The sequence below is a fragment of the Acidobacteriota bacterium genome (genome assembly GCA_040754075.1).
GTDB lineage: Bacteria > Acidobacteriota > Blastocatellia > UBA7656 > UBA7656 > JBFMDH01.
This window is the reverse complement of record JBFMDH010000040.1, coordinates 44,041-63,007: the sequence shown is the minus strand read 5'-3', so window position 1 is coordinate 63,007 and position 18,967 is coordinate 44,041. Positions and strand designations below refer to the sequence as shown.

Sequence of the window (18,967 nt, the reverse complement as noted above, 5' to 3'; positions counted from 1 at the left end):
TTGGTCATCTGATCTAAAATCTGGTTGACGAAAGTCATAAGCCAATCTCCGATTGTCTGGTGTCTGGAAACATCCATTTAATCGGTATTGGCTTATTTTTTCATCTCATTTTTTGTCCGAACCATTGGTTATTAAGAGAACAATTTAAAGGATCATTGCAAATCCGTTTAAAGAGAAATTTTCCTTCATTATCTCAAACAGAGGTGGACATGATTACAACCGATATTGAAGCATCTCTTACTGGATATTTCAGAGAAGGAGGGTTAACTCTTGCGACAACGTTATTTTCTCCTAGTAGTAAAAATAAAGTGGCACCTATCCCAAGCTCTATTATTAAGTTTATTAATCTAGCTGCATCAAAATATGATTCATATCTGCTGAGATTCGCCTTTTCTTGTATCTCTTTAGACGCATTTGTACAAGCTAATAAATCAGAAAAAGCCTATTTGGGTAGAATATCTCAAGGGTTTTTTGCTTATCACTCTTTGGGGGTTTTTGGCGATGTGGTAATTCAAAGACTTAAAGAAGCAAAGAAAACTGTGTGGTTAGTTGATTCAAATGCACAAATCCCTGCATTAGCATTAGGTGCAGCTACTAATCTCATTTTCCTTGATTGTTTTTCTCGATTGAAAGAAGCTGGCGTTCGTTTTTTTACAACCTCGAAATTATTCAATGAAACCTGCGAACATTTAATTTACGCGGATAAGATTATTAAGAGATACGGACAATCATCTCCATACATCACAGCAGCCGCTAAAGGACAAACTCCATTTAGAAGCGAAAATCAATTTCTAGAGGGATTTATTAAATGGCAAGCAGTTGGCAATAATTGTGATTGGAAGAGTTATTTATTTACTATTTTTGGAAACAGAAAGCCAACCGAAAAGGATATTCGGATAAAGCTTGAAAAAATAGGTATTGATGTCATTGATTTTAATAATTGGCCAGGTTTTTCCCAAGAAGAATATAAGGAAGCCGAAAGGTATACTGAAAAGCTTATTGAGCTAAGAGAAGCAAATACGCAAACACCAACTGAAGAAAAAGATGAAATAGAAAATAACTTATATTTCCCGCTTTTTGACCCTTATAAAAAAGCAAGGCCCGAGTCAGAAGCCTATATTATTGTTAGAAGTGAACGAGAAGGGAAATATAATATCTTATCTGAGCAAGCAGAAGCCTCACCTTCTTGGTTTATTAGTAATACTTCTCTTTTAAACATTTTGGATAAGACATCAGATCATTTAACTTGGCAGCCCGATGCTTTTCTTCGATTTGCTTCAACCCTTTCAAAATCTTCTGATGAAATGTCAGCAGATAAAGCGTTTCAAGCTATCCTTTGGGGATGCGCACAATCTGGATTAACTTTAATTGATGAAAACATTCTGGAAATTGTTATGGGAACTACTATTGATCAATCAGCCATTCTTATAACAGAAGAGAGCCAACGATATAACCAAACAATAGGGCGTAAATATGGTGAGCCACCAGAAAAAGTTTTAAGTAGATTGAAACCTTCAGATCGCCCATTGGCGGCAATTCAACTTGCAAACGAAATGGCCCAGATACAGGAAGAACGAACCCATCAACTACAAAAAATCACCTATATTAGTATCAAGAGAGCTGAGATGGCTGAAAAGAAAAATCAAGAGTTAGAAAAATTTAGAATAGAGATGGAAAATAAAAAAACTCAAAGGAAGCGAAATAGCCGTAAGCAACAAGCTATCCAAAGTAAAAAGAAAAGAAAGAAGGGACGAAGGTGATTCATCAAAATATTAATCTATTTTTTATTATGTGCGCGAAGCGCCAAAGAACGCGCGGGCAACGTGCACCTTCGGGTGGGTGGGGCAGTAACGCATGCCGCGAAGCTCCCGCTACGAATCGCAGACGAGCCGACACTGAAACCATCACACCGCAAACAAAATGGCAAGATGTTAAATCAACCTTGATTGACAAGATTTGGAGAACCGGAATAGACTTCGCGCCGCCAGCTATTATTTCACCCTTAATTCTTTTTTTAGTGAAATCTGAAACATGACAAGGAGACTTTATGGTTGAGATTTTAGGCTTGGTGCTTGCCGTTTTAGCCTTTGTGGTTGGCATATGGCACCTTCGTGAGATTCGCCAGGTTATTTCTGAAGCAAGAAATCAGACCAGCGAAGCCAAGAGCCATACCACTGCCTTAGATGAGGTCAGGCGTTCTCTTTCAACTCGATATATCGGTCAATTCCCGGAATACTTTCCCGAAGTTGTTGCCTTTTTAGAACACGCAAAACGAGAGATAGAAATATTTTGCGATTATCCTGCCTATGGTAGCTTTTCAGACCCTATCAATTGGCTTGCCTACCGCCAGGCTCTCGAACGCAAGATTCAGCAAGAGGAAGTGCGTGTCAATATAACCTGCTTAAATGAAACCTCCCGCAACAAATCAGTTATTGAGCAATTCTTTAAACCGGCGCAAACCTGGGAAGAATGGAAACAGGATTCCGGCAATGCTAAACGGCTTGAGAAATATCTTTCTTTACATGGTGGCGCGCCAGGTTTTGAGGATTTGACCAGAGAATATTTTTTAGAAATGTTGAAGAAAGATGAGAAACGAACTTTAGAAGTCGTGCTGGCAGGCGCAAAAATTCGTGAGATTGATTCCTATGTGCCCTTGTACTTCTGGATCGTTGATAGAAATAGCGCGGTTTTTGCAATCCCCAGTTTCTCTGAACGAGCCATTGAATACGGTTTCTCAACCACCGACCAAAAGCTTATTTCCGCTTTTGAGGATATGCGTGACCGCTATCACCGGGATATAGACTCATCAACTAAATAAGTGGCTTCACAATCGTTGTTATGAATAAGGAGTTAGCCGGGAGTGGTTTGTTTGGCGGTTGATAGGCGGTTGCGATTATTCCAGATGGTATGCGCGGCTACCGTTGCAATGATGACCAACCCGCCGATAATCGCCCACAGACTCGGCGTTTCACCAACCACCAGAAAGACCCACACCGGATTTAATAAGGGTTCAAGAAAACCGATGATGCTCGCATCAAAGGGGCGAACGCCTCTGGCAACTCCATAGGTGAAGAGCGTATAGGAAATGCCGATTTGAAAGACCCCAAGAAACAGCACGGCAAGCAAATCACCTTTGGTCGGTTGCGGCGGATGGTGAAACAGAAAGGGCAACATAAACACCACCACCAGCAGGTTGCCATAAAACACCGAGATTGCCGGATTGCGATTGCCAAGCGATTTCGGATGGCGCAGCAGAACAAAATACAAACCGAACAAAACCCCTGAAACCAGCGCCACCAGATTGCCGGTAAAGCGGCTGGCTGCCAGTTGAGTTGTTGCGCCCGGCGTTTCTAAAAAAAACAATCCCATTCCCGCCAGACAGCAAACCACGATAATCAAATCCGTGCCGCGAAATTTTTCTTTCAATACAAAAGGCGACAACGCCAACACATAAATCGGCGCGGTGTACTGCAAAAAAATAGCATTGGCGGCGGTAGTGGTTTTGGTCGCGTAAACGAAGCTCGAAAGGATGCCGGCATAGATGAGCGATTTCAACAGAATGAACGGCGTCAGCCGCAAGCCTTTTCTAAAGGTGAAAAATGCAACCGTCAACGCCGCCAGAAACGAACGCGCGGCATTGACTGCAAAAGCATCGAGCGTAGTCATCTTGATAAACAACCCGCCGGTGCTCCAGAGTAAAATTGCCGCCACAACAAAGAGCATCGGGGGGATTTTGGTCGTGAGTTTTGCCATTTGCATAAACTGTGAATTAGTATTTTTAATTAATGTTGCCTGATGTCAGGCAGCATTGGATACGCAGAAAAATTTATCATCGTTCTCAGGAAAATTATGAATGATAACACGCTTCGTAAAAGTCTTGTCGAACTCTTAAACGGCGGGCAGGCGCACATCACTTTTGAAAAGGCGATAGAACATCTGAATCCTGCACATAGAAATGTCAAACCGGTTGGCGCACAGCATTCCATCTGGGAAGTGCTCGAACATATGCGGCTCGCTCAGGAAGACATTTTGCGCTACACGCTTGACTCGGATTGGCGGTCGCCGGAATTTCCCGCGGGCTATTGGCCGCAAAATCCCCAACAGATGAGCGATGCCAATTGGCAGCAATCGCTGTCGGGTTTTGTTGCTGATTTGCAAGCAACGATTAAACTGGTTGAAGACCCGAAGGTTGATTTAACCGCGGTGATTTCGCACACCGATGGGCATACCTATCTCAGGGAAATTTTATTAATCGCCGACCATAACGCTTATCATCTCGGACAAATCCTGCAACTTCGCAAAGCCCTGGAGCATGAATCGGCGTAAGGTATAGACGCGACGAGTCGAACTTAGAGCGGGAATTTTAAAAGCGGCTCCTCTCAAAACTTTCAGATGAGAAGAGCCGCTTAATAAGATTGATTCATAATTCAATTGATTGATCATCATTCATCAACGTTCCCGGGTTAGCTGATGTGGTGAATGATAACCGTTATTCAACTTTTTGCTCTCACCTCCTTTCGGCTAGATGAACCGGATTAAACCGCCACCCATTGGCATTATCGCCCATTCGGTGGCGCTTCGCCGGTTTGATTTTCAAACTGCGCTTGCAGGGTCTTCCAGAGTTTCAGGTAGTCCGCAGCGGTTCTTAATTTCTTTGTGGTCTTGTCAGGCGTCCACATATCTTTATGTTGATTTTTCAGGTAGGGAATGAACGCTGCCGTGGCTTCCGGTCCGAATTCGGGATGGCAGTGAGTCATTGACCCCATCACCCCACAGGAATAAGGCAGATTCTTGGCAACTTTAAAATCATGGAACCGCTTGTCAACCTCAGTGCCGGTTATCTTGCCATACACTGCCATGTGACAATCCATACAACGAACTTCGGCAACATACATCAGGTCGAATGCCGGATTGCCCTCGTTATGGCGCGTCTGATGACAATTGAGACAAAGCAGGTCTTCATTGCCTTCGTGAACCACGTCATAAGCTTCGGGCTTCGTTTTGTCCATGCCAAATTTATAGATGCCGAGGCGGCGACCTAATACGACTGCGGCGTTGTGGTTCGGATGACAGGCGGCGCAGGTCACGCCTTCAACTTGACCATCAGCGATGGGTTCGGATTTGCCCAGCTTGAATTCGGCGTCAGCTTTTGCCTGTAGGGGCGAATGACACTTGGCGCAAAAAGTATTCTGGGTGGTTTTGTAATTTGACTGGGAATGGGCTGAAGCCCGCCAGCCACCTCCGGTGAATGCGAAGGCATTCTTCGCGGTATCGAAATACATACCAACCGCTTCGGGCATATGGTCGCCCTTTTCTCCGTAAACAAAATGGCAACGGGTGCAGCCATCGGATTCGGCATAGTTATAATCGGGTCGTCCCAGGGGGGCAGGTGTGGGGTTGGACTGGGCTGATGATGAACTGGTGAGGGCGAGAAGGCTTACAAGAAAAAATGCCAGGAAGCTGATTTGAATGAATTTTTTGGCCATAATAGCCACCTCCATATTAAAGATACGCCCTGCAGGAGGTGGCCAGCGGTTTGGTTTGCCTGTCTGGTCAATCATGCTTACCCCCGCAGGGGATAAGTTGATTGCGTGCTCGGTTGAGGAGTGCGCTTTAAATCATTATTGCTCTGGGTGACCGAGGCGTCTGCGGTAACTGAAATTTGCCTGATTCCGTCACCCGCTATTGGCTGTTTGTGCGCCTGCTCCCGGAAAGTGAATTTCCGTACCGATGCATCTCTAGCGATCCGGTCGCCCGAAATAGATTCGCAAAGAGGTGTATGGCAAATGTGTACGATAATTTTGGGTGCTTAACAACTTTTCTTCATAATTGAAATACTGATAACCCGCAATCCAATCCACCGAATTATGTAGTTTGACAGCCACTCGCACTTCGGGCGATTGGAAACGCAACGGGTATGAACTGATGATGATATTGGGTGTCGAAACGCGGTCGCCTTGCCCGGTGTCTTTATGGATGCGGTAACCGGCAGATAATTGGGCGCGCGGATGCAACTCAATATGAGTATTCACAAAGACGAAATGGTCTCTTAAAAAGTAGCGGCTGAACCCTTCGGTTCGCAGGTTGTTGGCAAAGAAAATAATCGCCGCTTCGCTGGTTACACGACTATAGGTATAGCCCGAACTCAGCGAAAATTTTCTGTTGGGAATCCAATCCACAGACGAGGCGTAAGTGCGCGTATTAATATCTGCGCCGAAACTACGGGTCAGTGAGTCTTCAACGAGTGAAGGGTTGGTGTTGTCTCTGGTCATTAAAGAGAGATTGACCGAGAGATTTTTTGATGGTCTCAGAATGCTACGCAACCGCAGATTGGTGAAATCATAATTGTCTACACGGGTGAAGACGTTATCGGCTTCACCTTTTTCCAAATCGAAATAGAGCGACCAGATGCGCGCCGGTCGCGCTTTGAATCCCAAGATGTAAGAATTCGTCCGGTTATCAAAAGTCTCCTCTTCAAATTCTCCGGGCGCGGGTTGCGCGGTGGTCGGGTCGAAATTGAAAAGTTCGATGCGCCGGTCGGTATAGCGATAGCCGAGATGCGCCGAAAATCGCGAGGTGAAATCATAATCGGCTTCGATGGTGTTGCTCGCCTGGCGATACTTGGTGGTGCGAAACGATAAATTATCTGCCAACAGTACCGGCGGCAATAGGGTATCGCCAAATGGTCCCGGTCGCGTGCGAAACAGCGCTTCGTCGAGCGTTTGACCGCCATCAATATGAAAGCGGTTGAGGCGAAAGGTATTGGATATTCTCAAGCGGTCAGAAGCTAAAAAGGTGACGCCGATGTCGCCCAGGGTATTGGGTCGCTTGGCGGTTCCGCTGACCGTGAGGCTGTCGAGAATAATATTGTTGCCGGAAAAATCTCTGCCGGTGACGGTTTCAAATAGCGCATAGTTGGTTTTCGCGCTGGTGTAGATAAAACGTCCGGTGAAATCGAGTTTTCTGGCTACCAGAGTATGCAGGCTGAGCCGGGTAAACGGCGTGCGGGTGCGCGTCGGCAGGTCTCTGTGAAAGGTATTGATTACCGAGGTATTCGTCGGATTGTTACCGGGTGAAGGCGACGTGACGAAATAGGTAGTGTCTTCTTTGAAAAATCGCCACCCTTGAAGAAACGAGATGTCGAAAATCGACAGCTTGCCATCAATGCCCACACGGTATTCATTCGATTCAAATTTTACGGGCGCAAAGACCGGGAATTCGTCGCGTTGATAATCATAGGTGGTAACCGACGCGCCGCTATTGCGGTCAAGCGAGTAACCCAGACTGATTCTGAATTTCTCATTCTGCGGCAGCAACGTCAGTTCAAAATCGCCCTGCCGGTATTCCGTATTTGCCGTGTGCTGATTGAGCGCCAGATTTAAAAGATTGTTGAAATAATCGAAGCGGCGATAGTTGGCGTCGAAACGATAAATTTTGGTCTTTTCGGCATTGACCCGCAAATGACGATTCGGGTCACCGCCCCAGCCAAACGAACTCACCATCAAGGTATCGAAGACCGCGCCATTGTTATCTTTGGACTGGAGCAGCAAACTGGCATCGAAAACCCGAAAGCCCGGCGTGTAGTTCAGATCGCTGCGATATTTATCGGCATTGCCATCAATGATAATGCCGCGCACCCCAAGCTCTATGCTGGAGATAACCGTGTAAGCGCCGCCCGCAGGGGTTGGCGATTGCTGCGCTTTTTCCGAAGTCGTTGAAGGCGGTTTTTTTTCGCTCTCGTTTGTTGCCGGTGAAGCTTTTTCTTCGGCGGGCGGCGCTTGTTGCGCCCACGCTTGGCTTCCCATCACGATGATGGCAACCGTCAGACCCAGCCAAAATAAAAGGGTAAATACAGCTTTATTCTTCATTGCAACGGTTCCTCCTCAATGACGACGGCTTTAACGGAAAAAGAACGGATGATTATTTGAGCCGTGAACCTTTACGTGACAGGTTGTGCAATTTTGAAATCGCACGGTCGCCTGATTATGAAAACTCGGCGTATTGGGCGCGCCGATTTCGTGAGCGTTGCTATGGCATTCAAGGCAAAGCTGCCGCACCTCTGTGCGTTTCAACAGGCGCGGGTTGCTCGCCCCATGCGGACTATGACAGATGGCACAGCCTTCAATTTTGAGAGGCGCGTGTTCAAAGACGAAGGGACCTTGTTTATCTGCATGGCATTTGATACAGGCGGCATCTGCGCCAACGGCAAGCCGCGCCTGTTTGCGCTCGAATCCCCCATGCGGATTGTGACAATCCGAACACCGCATCGCGCCTTCAAGGACTTTGTGATGGAAAGGCTGGGTGAATTGCGATTTGGTTTCGTTATGACAGGACAGACACAACTGGGCTTCGGATTTCAGTAACATTTTGCGCGGCGGCAAATCGGTCGAATGCGCCGGAAAAGGTCCAAGCGCCTGTAAAGATGAAGGCACGTTTCTTTGCTTGGTTTCCGGCCCGGCCTCCTGAGTGGCAGGAGCGTCGGATAGATGCGGCGAATGGCAATTGGTACAACCGACATCATTGCGCCAGTGCTCGCCTCTGCGGAAATTATTATGCTCCTCTCGTCCCGCATGGCATTGTAAACAGGCTTCGGATATTTGCTTGGGCGTTTCACCCTCAAAAGTGCGGATTTTGGTTTTATCCCCGCCTGCTTCGACATGCGCTTTACCGGGTCCGTGGCAAGCTTCGCAACCTTGCTTTTCGGCTTTCCATCCGGCGTGTGCGAGTTTGGCATGAGCCGTCTTGGCAAAGCTATTAAAATAATCTTCGTGACAGGCTTTGCAGGCTTCACTGCCAATAAAATCTCCGGGGTTGGCATGGGTTGCCGTAGATTGAGAGGCTGGTTGATTGTCCGATTCAGTCACTTTAGAGAGCGTACTTGAGGTCGCCAGGAGGAGTGCGCCTACAAGGAAACTTCCTACCACTAACGCCTTGAGCCATCTTAAGGAGTTCATGCTTTTTCTCCTTTGAAATTCTAATCGCCTAGTTAGAGACTTCTTTTCGAGAAGCGGTAAGCAGGTCAAAGAACCATGAGGTAGCTGCCCCGGCAGCCTGGAATCGAATTTAAAAACAAAATGTACAGCAATTTGCGTTCACAAAATTTTTAGTTTGGCAACCCCGCCGCTAACCGGGTTTTGAGGCTTACCTATTGAAAAGATAGGAGATTCTCCGTTCCGGGTTCCTTTAATAAAGGATAAGCAATCGCCTGTTGGCGTGAAAATTGGGGAATTTAAACGAGACTTGAGGAACTTTGCGCACTGAAGGGGTGGACTTCCGCTTCCGCGAGGGTTGCCGAGGTTGGTAAAAATTATCGCATATTAAAAATACACCGTTTTAAGATAATTCAGGCTTTCTTTGATTTCTAACCATACAGTGCTCGTCTCATGTTCGAGAATATACCGGCGAATGCCTTGCCTTCTTGCAGTTTTCAATAACTCCAGCCAGTTAATTTTTCCCTGACCGATGGGCACTTCGGCAGCCTCTTGATAATCCCCCGAATCATCGCCGACGGTGTCTTTGCGAAGGTCTTTCAAATGAATCGAGATAAACCGGCGGGGATATTTTTTGAGCAACTCAACAGGGTCCTGCCCCGGATAGGCGACGTGATAGGTATCGAGTTGCAGATAAACATAGCGCCGGTCGGTTTTCGCCATCAATAAATCGAACAGCGTGCCTTTGCCATTTTCATCGTTCACGAATTCATACCCATGCAGGTGATAGAAAAACCGCAAACCAGCCGCGGCAAGTTTCCTGCCCGCACGATTGAAAACCGCAATTGCCGCCAGACAATCCGATTTTGTAAACGGCGAGCGAATCCACGGCACCCCGACATCGCGAACGCCGAGTATGCGGGCGTCTTTAATGACTTCATCGATTTTGTCGCGCGCCGTTGCATATTCAATGTGCATACTGATGGCTTTGAGTCCGGCTTTATCGAGTTCTTTGCGAAACTGTCCGGCGGTCATTCCATAAGTGCCCGCCAGTTCAACCTCCCTGAAGCCGAGTTCACGCACACGCCTCAATGTGCCCGCAACATCTTTGCTGAAATCATCGCGAAAGCTCCAGAGTTGCACGGCAAACGAACCGTTTGTTGATTTATGGTTAAAGTGCAGCGTGCCTTGCGCCATAGCCCGATAAGGCAGGGTGAACGAAACAATGAAAAGTGTTAAAAAAATCGTTCTGCGCATCTGTGCCATAAACCATCCTCGGCAAATTTTTTCAGCGAGCCTGATTATCATATCTGAATTAACGGTTATTACCAGGCGTTGAAGCCACGCTATTGACTTTGCCGAACGCGGTTAATATGCTGGCACCGTTCAATCAACCTACAATTGAAATTCTTTATTCATCAATGAGGAAACTATGAGCCTTATTCAAATCAAGCGACAGCGCAAGAGCGATGTGAATTTAAAACAGGTGTATGACGCCATCGTTGTCGGTTCGGGCGCGGCAGGCGGCATGGCTGCGCACGTGCTAACCTCGAAAGGGATGAAGGTCTTGTTGCTTGAAGCCGGTAAAAAACTCGACCTTGATAAAGAATTGAAATCAACCGAATGGCCTTATGAACATCGGCGTCGCGGCGAGATGCCGCCTGATGCGCACGCGCTGATTCCCAACGAATACACCATTCGTCAACCGCCTTATGCGAAGGGCTTGCCCCATAAACATGTTTACTCGTATGTGCAAAGTTGGGGAGGGTCGGATTACAGCAAAAACATCGTCGTTGATGAGCGCGACCACCCTTACACGGGAACGAATTATGCCTGGGTCAGAGCGCGGGTTTTAGGTGGCAAGACGACCATCTGGGGACGACTCGCCTTGCGTTTATCGGATTTGGATTTCAAAGCCAAAACCCATGATGGTTACGGCGAAGACTGGCCGATCTCTTACGCAGACCTCGCGCCCTATTACGATAAAGTCGATTTGTATCTCGGCATCTCCGGTCAAAAAGAGAACCTGCCGCATTTGCCCGACAGCATTTTTCAACGTCCGACAAAACTTAATTTCGCCGAAGTGAAATTGCGCCAGGGCTTGAAAAAAATGAATCGCGTGCTGACCCCTTATCGCGCAGGCGTGACTACGGACGGACTCAAACACAACAAGTATCGCAATCGTTGTTACGGACGCGGCGCGTGTAATCGTCGCGCCGGCGGATGTGATATTCACGCGGCGTTTGATTCGCCAACCGGACTCATTTATCCGGCAATGGATACCGGCAATTTAACCTTGCGCACCAATGCCATCGCTTATGAAGTGACAGTAGATAAAAACACCGGCAAAGCGACAGGCGTGGCGTTCGTTGATGCGGAAACCAAAAAAACTTATGAAGCAAAAGCCAAAGTGGTTGTGCTGGCGGCATCGACGCTTGAATCGACGCGGCTCATGTTACTGTCGAAATCTGCCCTTCACCCAAACGGCATCGGTAATTCCAGCGCCCACGTCGGACACAATTTCTGTGAACACATCATGGGTCCGGGCGTTGCCGGGTTGGTCAAAGATTTGGTCGGGAAACCGCACACCCTCGATGATGGTCGCCCCGGCGGCTTTTACGTGGCGCGCTTTCGCAACCTCACAGACCGTCATGCCGATTTCATTCGCGGTTACGGATTTGAAGGCGGCAGCGGCACGACCATGTTTCCCGGCAATGCGATGGGGACGACCGGATTTGGCGCAAATTATAAAAAGCAGGTGCGCGATTATGCCGGGGCGTTCATCAGCATGGGCGCATTCGGAGAGGTGTTGCCGCGTTATGAAAATTATGTGGACATCGACCCCGAAATGAAAGATGCGTGGGGCATCCCGGTGCTGCGCTTTCATTATAAATTCGGCGACAACGAAAAGAAGATGGCGAAAGACATGGCTGATACGGCGCGTGAAATGTTTGAAGCCGCAGGTATCGAAGTCGTGGGCGTTGAGCGGGAAATCTTGACCGAAGGCTGGTCAATCCATGAACTCGGCACCGCGCGCATGGGAATGGATAAGAAAACCGCTGTGCTCAATCAATTTCAACAATCGCATGATGTGAAAAATCTTTTCGTGGTTGATGGCAGCAGCCATGTGAGCGCCTCTTGTCAAAATCCGACCTGGACGATTATGGCTTTGGCATGGCGCTCGTGCGATTACCTCGCCGATCAGTTCAAGAAAGGAAATTTATAATGGCTGACCAAAGCGAAAAGCAGAAAATGATGAAAGACAATAATCAACCGGCAACTGATGAAGCGCAGGATTTGCGTGCTCAAACGACCAGCAACGAAGCCGCCGGTATGAGCCGCCGCGAGGTGCTCAAGCTTACCGCCAGCGCCATTGTTGCCGCGCCGCTTTTGCCGGCGACCACTCAGGCAACGCAACGCAAAGCCGCTGCGAAAGCGCCCGCCCCGCGGTTTTTCACCCGCGCAGAGTTTGCGCTGGTTGATGAACTGACGGAATTGATTATTCCTACAGATGACCATTCGCCGGGGGCGCGCGCCGCCAAAGTTGCTGAATATATTGACCGAAGACTTGCGGAATCCTTTGAAGCGGAACCGAAACAGATGTGGCGCGATGGACTCAAATTGATAGAGACGATTTCGCAGGAGATGCACGGTCGGGCATTTTTACAAGCGACGCCTGATGAGCGCATCGCCTTGCTGACGCGCATTTCGCAAAATGAACGCGAGCCAAAGAAGCCCGAAGAGAAATTTTTCGTCGAGTTAAAAGCGCGCACCGTGAATGCCTATTACACTTCAAAAATCGGCATTCATACGGAAATGGAATATAAAGGCAACACCTACTTGAAAGAATTCGTCGGCGTTGACGCGACCTGAAGCGCCAGGGCTTGAATTAGGCTGGATTGTGTCTTCGCAAATAGATCGACCATTCCAGCCCTAGAACATTAATCAGTGTTGCTATCTCCTTGTCAGCTTCAACTGTGTTGAAATTGCGTAATGCCACCATTGATGCGATTCGACCATTATGTGTGCCATTTCTCGCAACTAATGAAAGCAAAGGGATGGCTTCAGTAATTCTTTTTTTACCGAGAAGTTCGCAAGCCCTCTCTTGAATCCACATATTATTGCTTTCTGCGAATTTGAAGAGCCGATGGGTTTGCGACATTGGAAGAATATTCATCACGCATAATGCCAGGTTCGTTTGGTTTTCATCATTTGTTGGTTCTTCCAGTTTTGCGAGTAGTTGTTTAGCGATGACGGAATCCTGCTCTTCTTCCGACTCAGCCTCAAGAATAGGATAATCTTTAGCCATCTGATACCAGTCTTCACCGGATGCCATTGCATCAATCCCCGCTGCATAAAAAGATTCTACGGTTCGGTAGACGGGTGAGAAGTCTATTTCTTCGTGATCCAGATAACAGATTTTATCCTTTAACAGCCCGGTTACATAAATGCCCATATAATTGCCAGCAAATTCATCAATCCAGAAAACCCGAACCTCATCAGTCAACCGACCGACTGCAACTAATGATGAATGGGTTTCGATTACTTCTTTAGCGCTCATCATCCTGACGGGAAATGATGATTGGTCTTTCATTCCGTCATGATGTTGATAAAGCAACCTCACGCCTTCCGGCAAAACACAATTCAATGCTGACTCAAGTTGAGTGATTTGTGACGCAGTGCAGGGCTTGTTTAATAAAACACCAAGCCCTGGCATCCTGGTTATTACTTCGTTCATTGTCATTTGGACAGACTTGAGTTTCAGCGAATTAAACACTCAATATCTCTTCACTACCGTGAGTTTGACTTCCGATGGATACTGCCGCGAATGATGGACGGCGTTATGCGCGATGATGCCTTGGCTCTCGTCATAATTTTTTCCGCCGGTGTTCATATTGCGGTCAAAACGCGGGAAGTTGCTGCTTGAAACTTCAATGCGAATGCGATGACCGGCTTCAAAGAAATTACTGGTGGTCATCGGTTGCAGCGTCACTTTGTAAACTTTGCCCGCTTCCATCCACGCCACAGGCTTATCGTAACCATTACGATAGCGAACGCGCTGAATCGTTTCATCCAGATTATAAGCGCGACCATCAGGGTAAACGTCAATCAACTTCACCGTGAAATCGGTGTCTTTCACATCCGACGAAACATAGAGCGTCACTTCGATGGAGCCGCTCACTTCAATGCCTTCTTTCAAAGGTTCGCTGCTGTAAACCAGAATGTCCGGGCGCTCTTCCATCTTGCGCTGATCAAACGAGCCGCCCTGCACCGCATTGCCCGTACAACAGACATTGCCACCAAACGACGGCACCGGATTCATCGGGTCGTATTCAAATTTATCCGGGCTATCGCTTGCCGGTGGGGTTTCGGTCAACAGCCCATCGCCATTTAAGGTATTGGCTTTGCCGTTGCTTGAAAAATAAAGGCTCATCGGGGTTGCGCCTTGCGGGGGCCAGGTATCCGACGATTGCCACTTGTTCAGCCCCATAGTGAAGTAGCGAACTTTGGGCATCTTTTCGAGAATGCCGTTCTTTTCGCCTTTGAGGAAATAATCGAACCACGCATAAGTGAGTTCATCGTAATTCAATCGCGCATCGCCCATGCTGCGTTCACCGACAACGGTGTTTTCCGAGGCGCGTTTATAGGCGCAATGCAGAGTCGGCGCAATCACCGCATATTGTTGATTGGCGATTTCGGGTCGCGCCGTTTTGCGCGCGTGATTATAAGCCGCGAGATTTGGTCCCACAGACACGTCATACCATGACATGAACCAGAAACCCGGCACATTGATTTTCATGTTGTCGTGCCAGAGACCGCCTTTGTACCACGCCGGGTCATTGGGGGCGCGTTTAATCATCGCGCCGCCGGTATCGACGGGCATGGCGTCTGCGAAAATGCCTTTCGGCCCGTCAACCGCTTTCATAATGTCCATAACCGGCAAATGTCTGAGCGCTTTTGACCAATCGACCGGCGGCAATTGTTGCGCGAGGTCAAATGATTTCGAGGCGCGAATCAAATCTTCCTGTGATGTATTGCGCGGGAACATCGGGCGCACCTGATTTTGTTCACCATAAAGCCAGGCGATAAATAACATCTGCACCGCGCCGCCGCGATACCAGTTGCCCTGTTCATAATAAGGCGCGACGCGCCCGACGCCTGCGCCGAAGCCTTGCGGAATCATTGCGGCAAACGCCGGGTTGCCAAGCGACGCGACCGCCATCTGCCATTCGGCAGTCGATGAACAACCGATGGTTCCGACTTTGCCGTTTGACCACGGTTGCTTGGAAATCCAGGTAAATTCGTCGTCACCGTCGCTGAGTGGCGCGCCGAGAATGTCATAATTGCCTTCCGAGAAAAAATGACCGCGCTCGTTCATTTCGACAAAGGCATAGCCGTGTTTGACGGCTTCGAGTTCATTGCTCATATCGCGCGGCGCGCCGAGTCGCACGTTCCAGAAATTGAAGTTGTAAGGGGTTCGCACAAAGATGGTCGGATATTTTTTCGAGGTATCTTTCGGGCGATAGACATCGGTGGCGATGCGTGTGCCGTCGCGCATCGGAATCATCAGTTTGCGTTCAACGATGGCGATGGATTGTAGTTCCCGTTCGATGTTGTTCAGTCGAGCAACCATTTCGGGATTTGCCTGCCCGCGTCCCTGTCCGGGGGCATTTTGCAGGGCAAAAAGCAACCCGGTTCCAATGAGTATAAATGTCCAGAAAATTTTCATTCGCATCTTTATGCTCCTTAAATGATGACGCCCACACAGCGCGTCAAATTTTGTATGAAGAATTGTGTTGAATTTTAAATCCACTGATGAAAAGCACGAGGCAAAAAAAATTTTGCAAACGGCGCAATCATACGCCGATGGATTTTATCGAACAAGTTCATCAGGTAAAAGAAACCTGAGAGTCGGGCTACCGATTACCCGGCTGATTTGGTTTCGACGCGATTCCAATCCGGCGGTTCGACGCCGAGCAGATGATGAACGAAAAAGTCAAAACGTTTTCTATCGCCATAGACGCCGCCGTTGGTATGACCTGCGCCCGGTAGCACCAGCAAATCGAAAGTCTTGTTCGCCTTAATCAATGCGTTGACTACCTGCATGGTCGAAGCCGGGTCAACATTCATATCCATCTCACCGACATAAAGCAACAGTTTGCCTTGCAATTTATAAGCGTTATCGACGTTCGACGCGGCGGCGTATTGTGGCCCAAGCGGCCAACTCATCCATTGTTCGTTCCACCAGATTTTATCCATGCGATTATCGTGACAACCGCAAGACGCGACACAGACTTTATAAAATTCGGGATGAAAGAGCAGCGCCCCCATCGCGTTTTGCCCGCCTGCCGAAGTTCCATAAATGCCGACGCGGTTGATGTCGTAATAAGGATATTTTGTGGCTACCGCTTTGTGCCACAAAATGCGGTCGGGAAACCCCGCGTCACCTAAATTTTTCCAACAGACATCGTGAAACGCTTTCGAGCGATTCGAGGTTCCCATGCCATCGACCTGCACGACGATAAATCCGAGTTCCGCCATCGCCTGCATGGGATTAAATGCCGCGAATGATTTCGGCACGAATGAATCCTGGGGACCTGCATAGATATTTTCGATGACCGGATATTTTTTCGCCGGGTTGAAATTGGACGGGCGATAGATGACGCCCCAGATGTCGGTTTTGCCATCGCGCGCCATCGAGGTGAAAACTTCCGGCGCGCGCCATCCGGTTTTTAAAAGCTCTTGAATATCTGCGCCTTCAAGTTCGGCAATCACCTGATTATCGGCAACCCGACGGAGTTCGGAAGTATGCGGCAAATCCACACGCGACCAGGTATCGACGAAAAATTTCATGTCCGAAGAAAAACTGGCGGTGTGGTTGGCGTCTGCGGTGGTTAAGCTCGTAAGCCCCGTGCCATCGAAATTGATGCGATAATAATGGACAAAATATGGGTCTTTGCCGGCGTACATGCCGCTGGCGCGAAAATAGATTTGGCGATTTGCCTCATCAACCTTTTCAACCCCGCGCACCACCCAGTTGCCTCGGGTGATTTGATTTTTTACCGCGCCGGTTGCGCCGTCGTAGAGATACAGATGATTCCAGCCGTCGCGTTCCGACATCCAGATAACCTCTTTGCCATCGCTTAAATCATAGCGATAGCGTTTGCCGGAATAGCAGAAGAAAGTTTGCGGTTCTTCGCTGACCACGGCGCGCGGTTTACCGCTTGCCGCATCGACTTCGATAACCCGATAAATTTCATGTCCGCGCTGATTGTATTCAAACGTAAAAGCGCCACTCGCTTTGCGCCATTCGGGACGCGATAGTTGATACGGATTGGAAAAAAGCGCGTTTTCAACCACTGTCTGTTTTTTGTTTTCAATATCGAAAAGCACAGGTTGCGGTATATCGAGCGCGTCGCCGGGTTTGGCATAATCGATAATTGAATATTTCGGTTGCAGTTGGTCAAGCGGCGACGATTCGACATATTGAATCTTGCGGTTATAACCCGGACGCACGCGATAGGCGACAAATTTTTTGGCATCGGGCGACCAACTGCCTTGCCAGTAGGTATAAAAATTTCCTTCCGAACCGTCGAAGCTGAGTTGCACGCCTTCGCGTTTGCCTTTTGGTCGCAGATAAACATTGAAATTTTGAATGACGATTTCCGATTTGCCATCGGGTGAAATCGCTGGCGCATCAGGCAACGGGTAACGGGGACCCGGAATGCCTGAAGGTCGTTCGCGGCGTGTGACCTGCCCGGTCTTTTTACAAACATAATCCGTAAGCGTCGCTTTCCATTTCGCATCGCCGATTTCAAATTCGATGGCTTGTTGGTTGTCTGCAAAAGTGAAGGTATTGAATGGCAAGGTCACTGCTGTATATTTCCCGCCCGAGGCTTGGGAAAGTGACATTGCGAGTTTTTCATGGTCGAACGCCGGTGTTTTCGCGGCGGTGTCGGCATCAACCAGTATGAATTCATTGCCGCCTTTTACGGATTTGCGATACCAGAAACGATGCGTCTTTTCTATCCAGTTGGCGCGTTCGGGTATATTGACAGCAAGCCCTTGAACCTTGCCGCGAAGCATGGTCGCGCGTTCATAATCGGCAAGCGTCCCTTGTGCAAAAATGTGGACGGGCAAAAGCAAGAGGCTGCAAAGCAAGGCTGAGCTTTGCAAATATCTGTTGGTTTTCATGAAGCGTTCCCCCGGAAAAAGGTTGAGTCATCCACTGGCAAATTATTGAAGAAATGATTGCGTCGCTATTTTGCACAAATGGACTCGATTGCACAAATCAACCGGCGGCGTCTGACGAAAGGGTTTTCTAAAAACTCATCGCATCTGTTATTGTTCAAGTTTATCTGTCGGGAAAAATCGCTACCCGACAGCCAGAGCAGTTATTAAAAACGAGGTAATAATTAAAGAAAGGAAGCTATGAATAAAGAAGATTTTATTTTGTTCAGCGGCGGCGCCAAAGGCGCGGAAGCCGAGTTTGGCGCAAACGCCGAGAAGTTTGGTATTGAAGAAGTCAATTTCACATTTGAAGGGCACAACATCGTTCGCGGGCGCGGACATCGCGTTCTCAATCACGAAGAGTTACTCAAAGGCGATGTGAGCCTCGCGTATGTATCCCGCCTGATGAATCGTCGCTATAACGACAGCCCGACGTTTCGCAAACTCCTGCAAAGCATCTGGTATCAAATCAACAACGGTCAGGAGATTTATGTCATCGGGGAAATTCTCGAAGACAAAACCGTGAAGGGTGGCACCGGATGGGGCGCAGAATTTGCCAAACTCTGCAATAAACCTCTGCACGTTTTCGACCAGAAACGCAACGCCTGGTTTACCTGGAATGATTCGGATTGGGTCGAACGTAAAGATGATGATTTGCCGGTCATCACCCACATTCATTTCACCGGCACCGGCACCAGCGTGCTTGAAGAGCATGGCAAAGCCGCGATTAAAGCTTTATTTGAACGCTCATTCGCTTAATTGAAAATTCCATCGCAATCGTAAAACAGCCGTTTTTATTGAGTAAA

The 18,967-nt window shown here is 48.2% G+C and carries 14 protein-coding genes; 6 read left to right on the top strand and 8 right to left on the bottom strand.

Annotated elements, in window-relative coordinates:
- Positions 1-59: 59 nt before the first annotated feature.
- Together AB1757_28075 and AB1757_28070 are read left to right on the top strand one after the other, a co-directional pair.
- Positions 60-1,760 carry a hypothetical protein gene (locus tag AB1757_28075; protein MEW6130921.1) on the top strand — a complete coding sequence of 567 codons (1,701 nt, stop codon included), beginning with the start codon at positions 60-62 and terminating at the stop codon, positions 1,758-1,760.
- Between the two features lie 287 nt (positions 1,761-2,047).
- On the top strand, positions 2,048-2,818 hold the full coding sequence (locus tag AB1757_28070; protein MEW6130920.1) for a hypothetical protein: 771 nt from the start codon (positions 2,048-2,050) through the stop codon (positions 2,816-2,818).
- A 32-nt stretch (positions 2,819-2,850) separates the two neighbouring features.
- Here the strand turns inward: AB1757_28070 and AB1757_28065 are convergent, their stop codons facing one another.
- Positions 2,851-3,753 carry a DMT family transporter gene (locus tag AB1757_28065; GenBank protein MEW6130919.1) on the bottom strand — a complete coding sequence of 301 codons (903 nt, stop codon included), beginning with the start codon at positions 3,751-3,753 and terminating at the stop codon, positions 2,851-2,853.
- 96 nt (positions 3,754-3,849) lie between these two features.
- On the opposite strand from AB1757_28065, the gene AB1757_28060 reads away from it, so the two are divergent.
- On the top strand, positions 3,850-4,326 hold the full coding sequence (locus tag AB1757_28060) for a DinB family protein (protein MEW6130918.1): 477 nt from the start codon (positions 3,850-3,852) through the stop codon (positions 4,324-4,326).
- Positions 4,327-4,556: 230 nt separating this feature from the next.
- On the opposite strand, the gene AB1757_28055 is transcribed toward AB1757_28060, so the two are convergent.
- The 4 genes from AB1757_28055 to AB1757_28040 all read right to left on the bottom strand — a co-directional run bounded on the left by AB1757_28055 (position 4,557) and on the right by AB1757_28040 (position 10,196).
- On the bottom strand, positions 4,557-5,486 hold the full coding sequence (locus AB1757_28055) for a hypothetical protein (protein MEW6130917.1): 930 nt from the start codon (positions 5,484-5,486) through the stop codon (positions 4,557-4,559).
- Positions 5,487-5,738: 252 nt separating this feature from the next.
- Positions 5,739-7,868, bottom strand: coding sequence for a hypothetical protein (locus tag AB1757_28050; GenBank protein ID MEW6130916.1), 2,130 nt, complete (start codon positions 7,866-7,868; stop codon positions 5,739-5,741).
- A 30-nt stretch (positions 7,869-7,898) separates the two neighbouring features.
- Positions 7,899-8,954: a DmsE family decaheme c-type cytochrome gene (locus AB1757_28045; protein ID MEW6130915.1), complete on the bottom strand. Its 1,056-nt coding sequence runs from the start codon at positions 8,952-8,954 to the stop codon at positions 7,899-7,901.
- 363 nt (positions 8,955-9,317) lie between these two features.
- Entirely contained in the window at positions 9,318-10,196 is an 879-nt protein-coding gene (locus tag AB1757_28040; GenBank protein ID MEW6130914.1) for a sugar phosphate isomerase/epimerase, read from the bottom strand.
- A 166-nt stretch (positions 10,197-10,362) separates the two neighbouring features.
- Between AB1757_28040 and AB1757_28035 the strand changes: the two genes are divergently transcribed.
- Positions 10,363-12,156: a GMC family oxidoreductase gene (locus AB1757_28035; protein MEW6130913.1), complete on the top strand. Its 1,794-nt coding sequence runs from the start codon at positions 10,363-10,365 to the stop codon at positions 12,154-12,156.
- Positions 12,156-12,803, top strand: coding sequence for a gluconate 2-dehydrogenase subunit 3 family protein (locus tag AB1757_28030; GenBank protein ID MEW6130912.1), 648 nt, complete (start codon positions 12,156-12,158; stop codon positions 12,801-12,803). The genes AB1757_28035 and AB1757_28030 overlap by 1 nt, the downstream gene beginning before the upstream one ends.
- Before the next feature lie 16 nt (positions 12,804-12,819).
- Here the strand turns inward: AB1757_28030 and AB1757_28025 are convergent, their stop codons facing one another.
- The 3 genes from AB1757_28025 to AB1757_28015 all read right to left on the bottom strand — a co-directional run bounded on the left by AB1757_28025 (position 12,820) and on the right by AB1757_28015 (position 18,125).
- On the bottom strand, positions 12,820-13,668 hold the full coding sequence (locus tag AB1757_28025) for an SMI1/KNR4 family protein (GenBank protein MEW6130911.1): 849 nt from the start codon (positions 13,666-13,668) through the stop codon (positions 12,820-12,822).
- A 39-nt stretch (positions 13,669-13,707) separates the two neighbouring features.
- The gene (locus AB1757_28020; protein ID MEW6130910.1) at positions 13,708-15,564 is read right to left on the bottom strand and encodes a CocE/NonD family hydrolase; all 1,857 of its coding nucleotides are present in this window, start codon (positions 15,562-15,564) and stop codon (positions 13,708-13,710) included.
- 290 nt (positions 15,565-15,854) lie between these two features.
- Positions 15,855-18,125, bottom strand: coding sequence for a DPP IV N-terminal domain-containing protein (locus tag AB1757_28015; protein ID MEW6130909.1), 2,271 nt, complete (start codon positions 18,123-18,125; stop codon positions 15,855-15,857).
- A 237-nt stretch (positions 18,126-18,362) separates the two neighbouring features.
- Here AB1757_28015 and AB1757_28010 point away from each other — a divergent pair, with 237 nt between their 5' ends.
- Positions 18,363-18,920 carry a hypothetical protein gene (locus tag AB1757_28010; protein MEW6130908.1) on the top strand — a complete coding sequence of 186 codons (558 nt, stop codon included), beginning with the start codon at positions 18,363-18,365 and terminating at the stop codon, positions 18,918-18,920.
- Positions 18,921-18,967: the final 47 nt, after the last annotated feature.

Excerpts from the sequence above, each read along its gene's own strand:
- AB1757_28070 (MEW6130920.1), top strand. The coding sequence starts at position 2,048 with ATGGTTGAGATTTTAGGCTTGGTGCTTGCCGTTTTAGCCTTTGTGGTT.
- AB1757_28065 (MEW6130919.1), bottom strand. The coding sequence starts at position 3,753 with ATGGCAAAACTCACGACCAAAATCCCCCCGATGCTCTTTGTTGTGGCG.
- AB1757_28060 (MEW6130918.1), top strand. The coding sequence starts at position 3,850 with ATGAATGATAACACGCTTCGTAAAAGTCTTGTCGAACTCTTAAACGGC.
- AB1757_28055 (MEW6130917.1), bottom strand. The coding sequence starts at position 5,486 with ATGGCCAAAAAATTCATTCAAATCAGCTTCCTGGCATTTTTTCTTGTA.
- AB1757_28050 (MEW6130916.1), bottom strand. The coding sequence starts at position 7,868 with ATGAAGAATAAAGCTGTATTTACCCTTTTATTTTGGCTGGGTCTGACG.
- AB1757_28045 (MEW6130915.1), bottom strand. The coding sequence starts at position 8,954 with ATGAACTCCTTAAGATGGCTCAAGGCGTTAGTGGTAGGAAGTTTCCTT.
- AB1757_28040 (MEW6130914.1), bottom strand. The coding sequence starts at position 10,196 with ATGGCACAGATGCGCAGAACGATTTTTTTAACACTTTTCATTGTTTCG.
- AB1757_28035 (MEW6130913.1), top strand. The coding sequence starts at position 10,363 with ATGAGCCTTATTCAAATCAAGCGACAGCGCAAGAGCGATGTGAATTTA.
- AB1757_28030 (MEW6130912.1), top strand. The coding sequence starts at position 12,156 with ATGGCTGACCAAAGCGAAAAGCAGAAAATGATGAAAGACAATAATCAA.
- AB1757_28025 (MEW6130911.1), bottom strand. The coding sequence starts at position 13,668 with ATGAACGAAGTAATAACCAGGATGCCAGGGCTTGGTGTTTTATTAAAC.
- AB1757_28020 (MEW6130910.1), bottom strand. The coding sequence starts at position 15,564 with ATGGTTGCTCGACTGAACAACATCGAACGGGAACTACAATCCATCGCC.
- AB1757_28015 (MEW6130909.1), bottom strand. The coding sequence starts at position 18,125 with ATGAAAACCAACAGATATTTGCAAAGCTCAGCCTTGCTTTGCAGCCTC.
- AB1757_28010 (MEW6130908.1), top strand. The coding sequence starts at position 18,363 with ATGAATAAAGAAGATTTTATTTTGTTCAGCGGCGGCGCCAAAGGCGCG.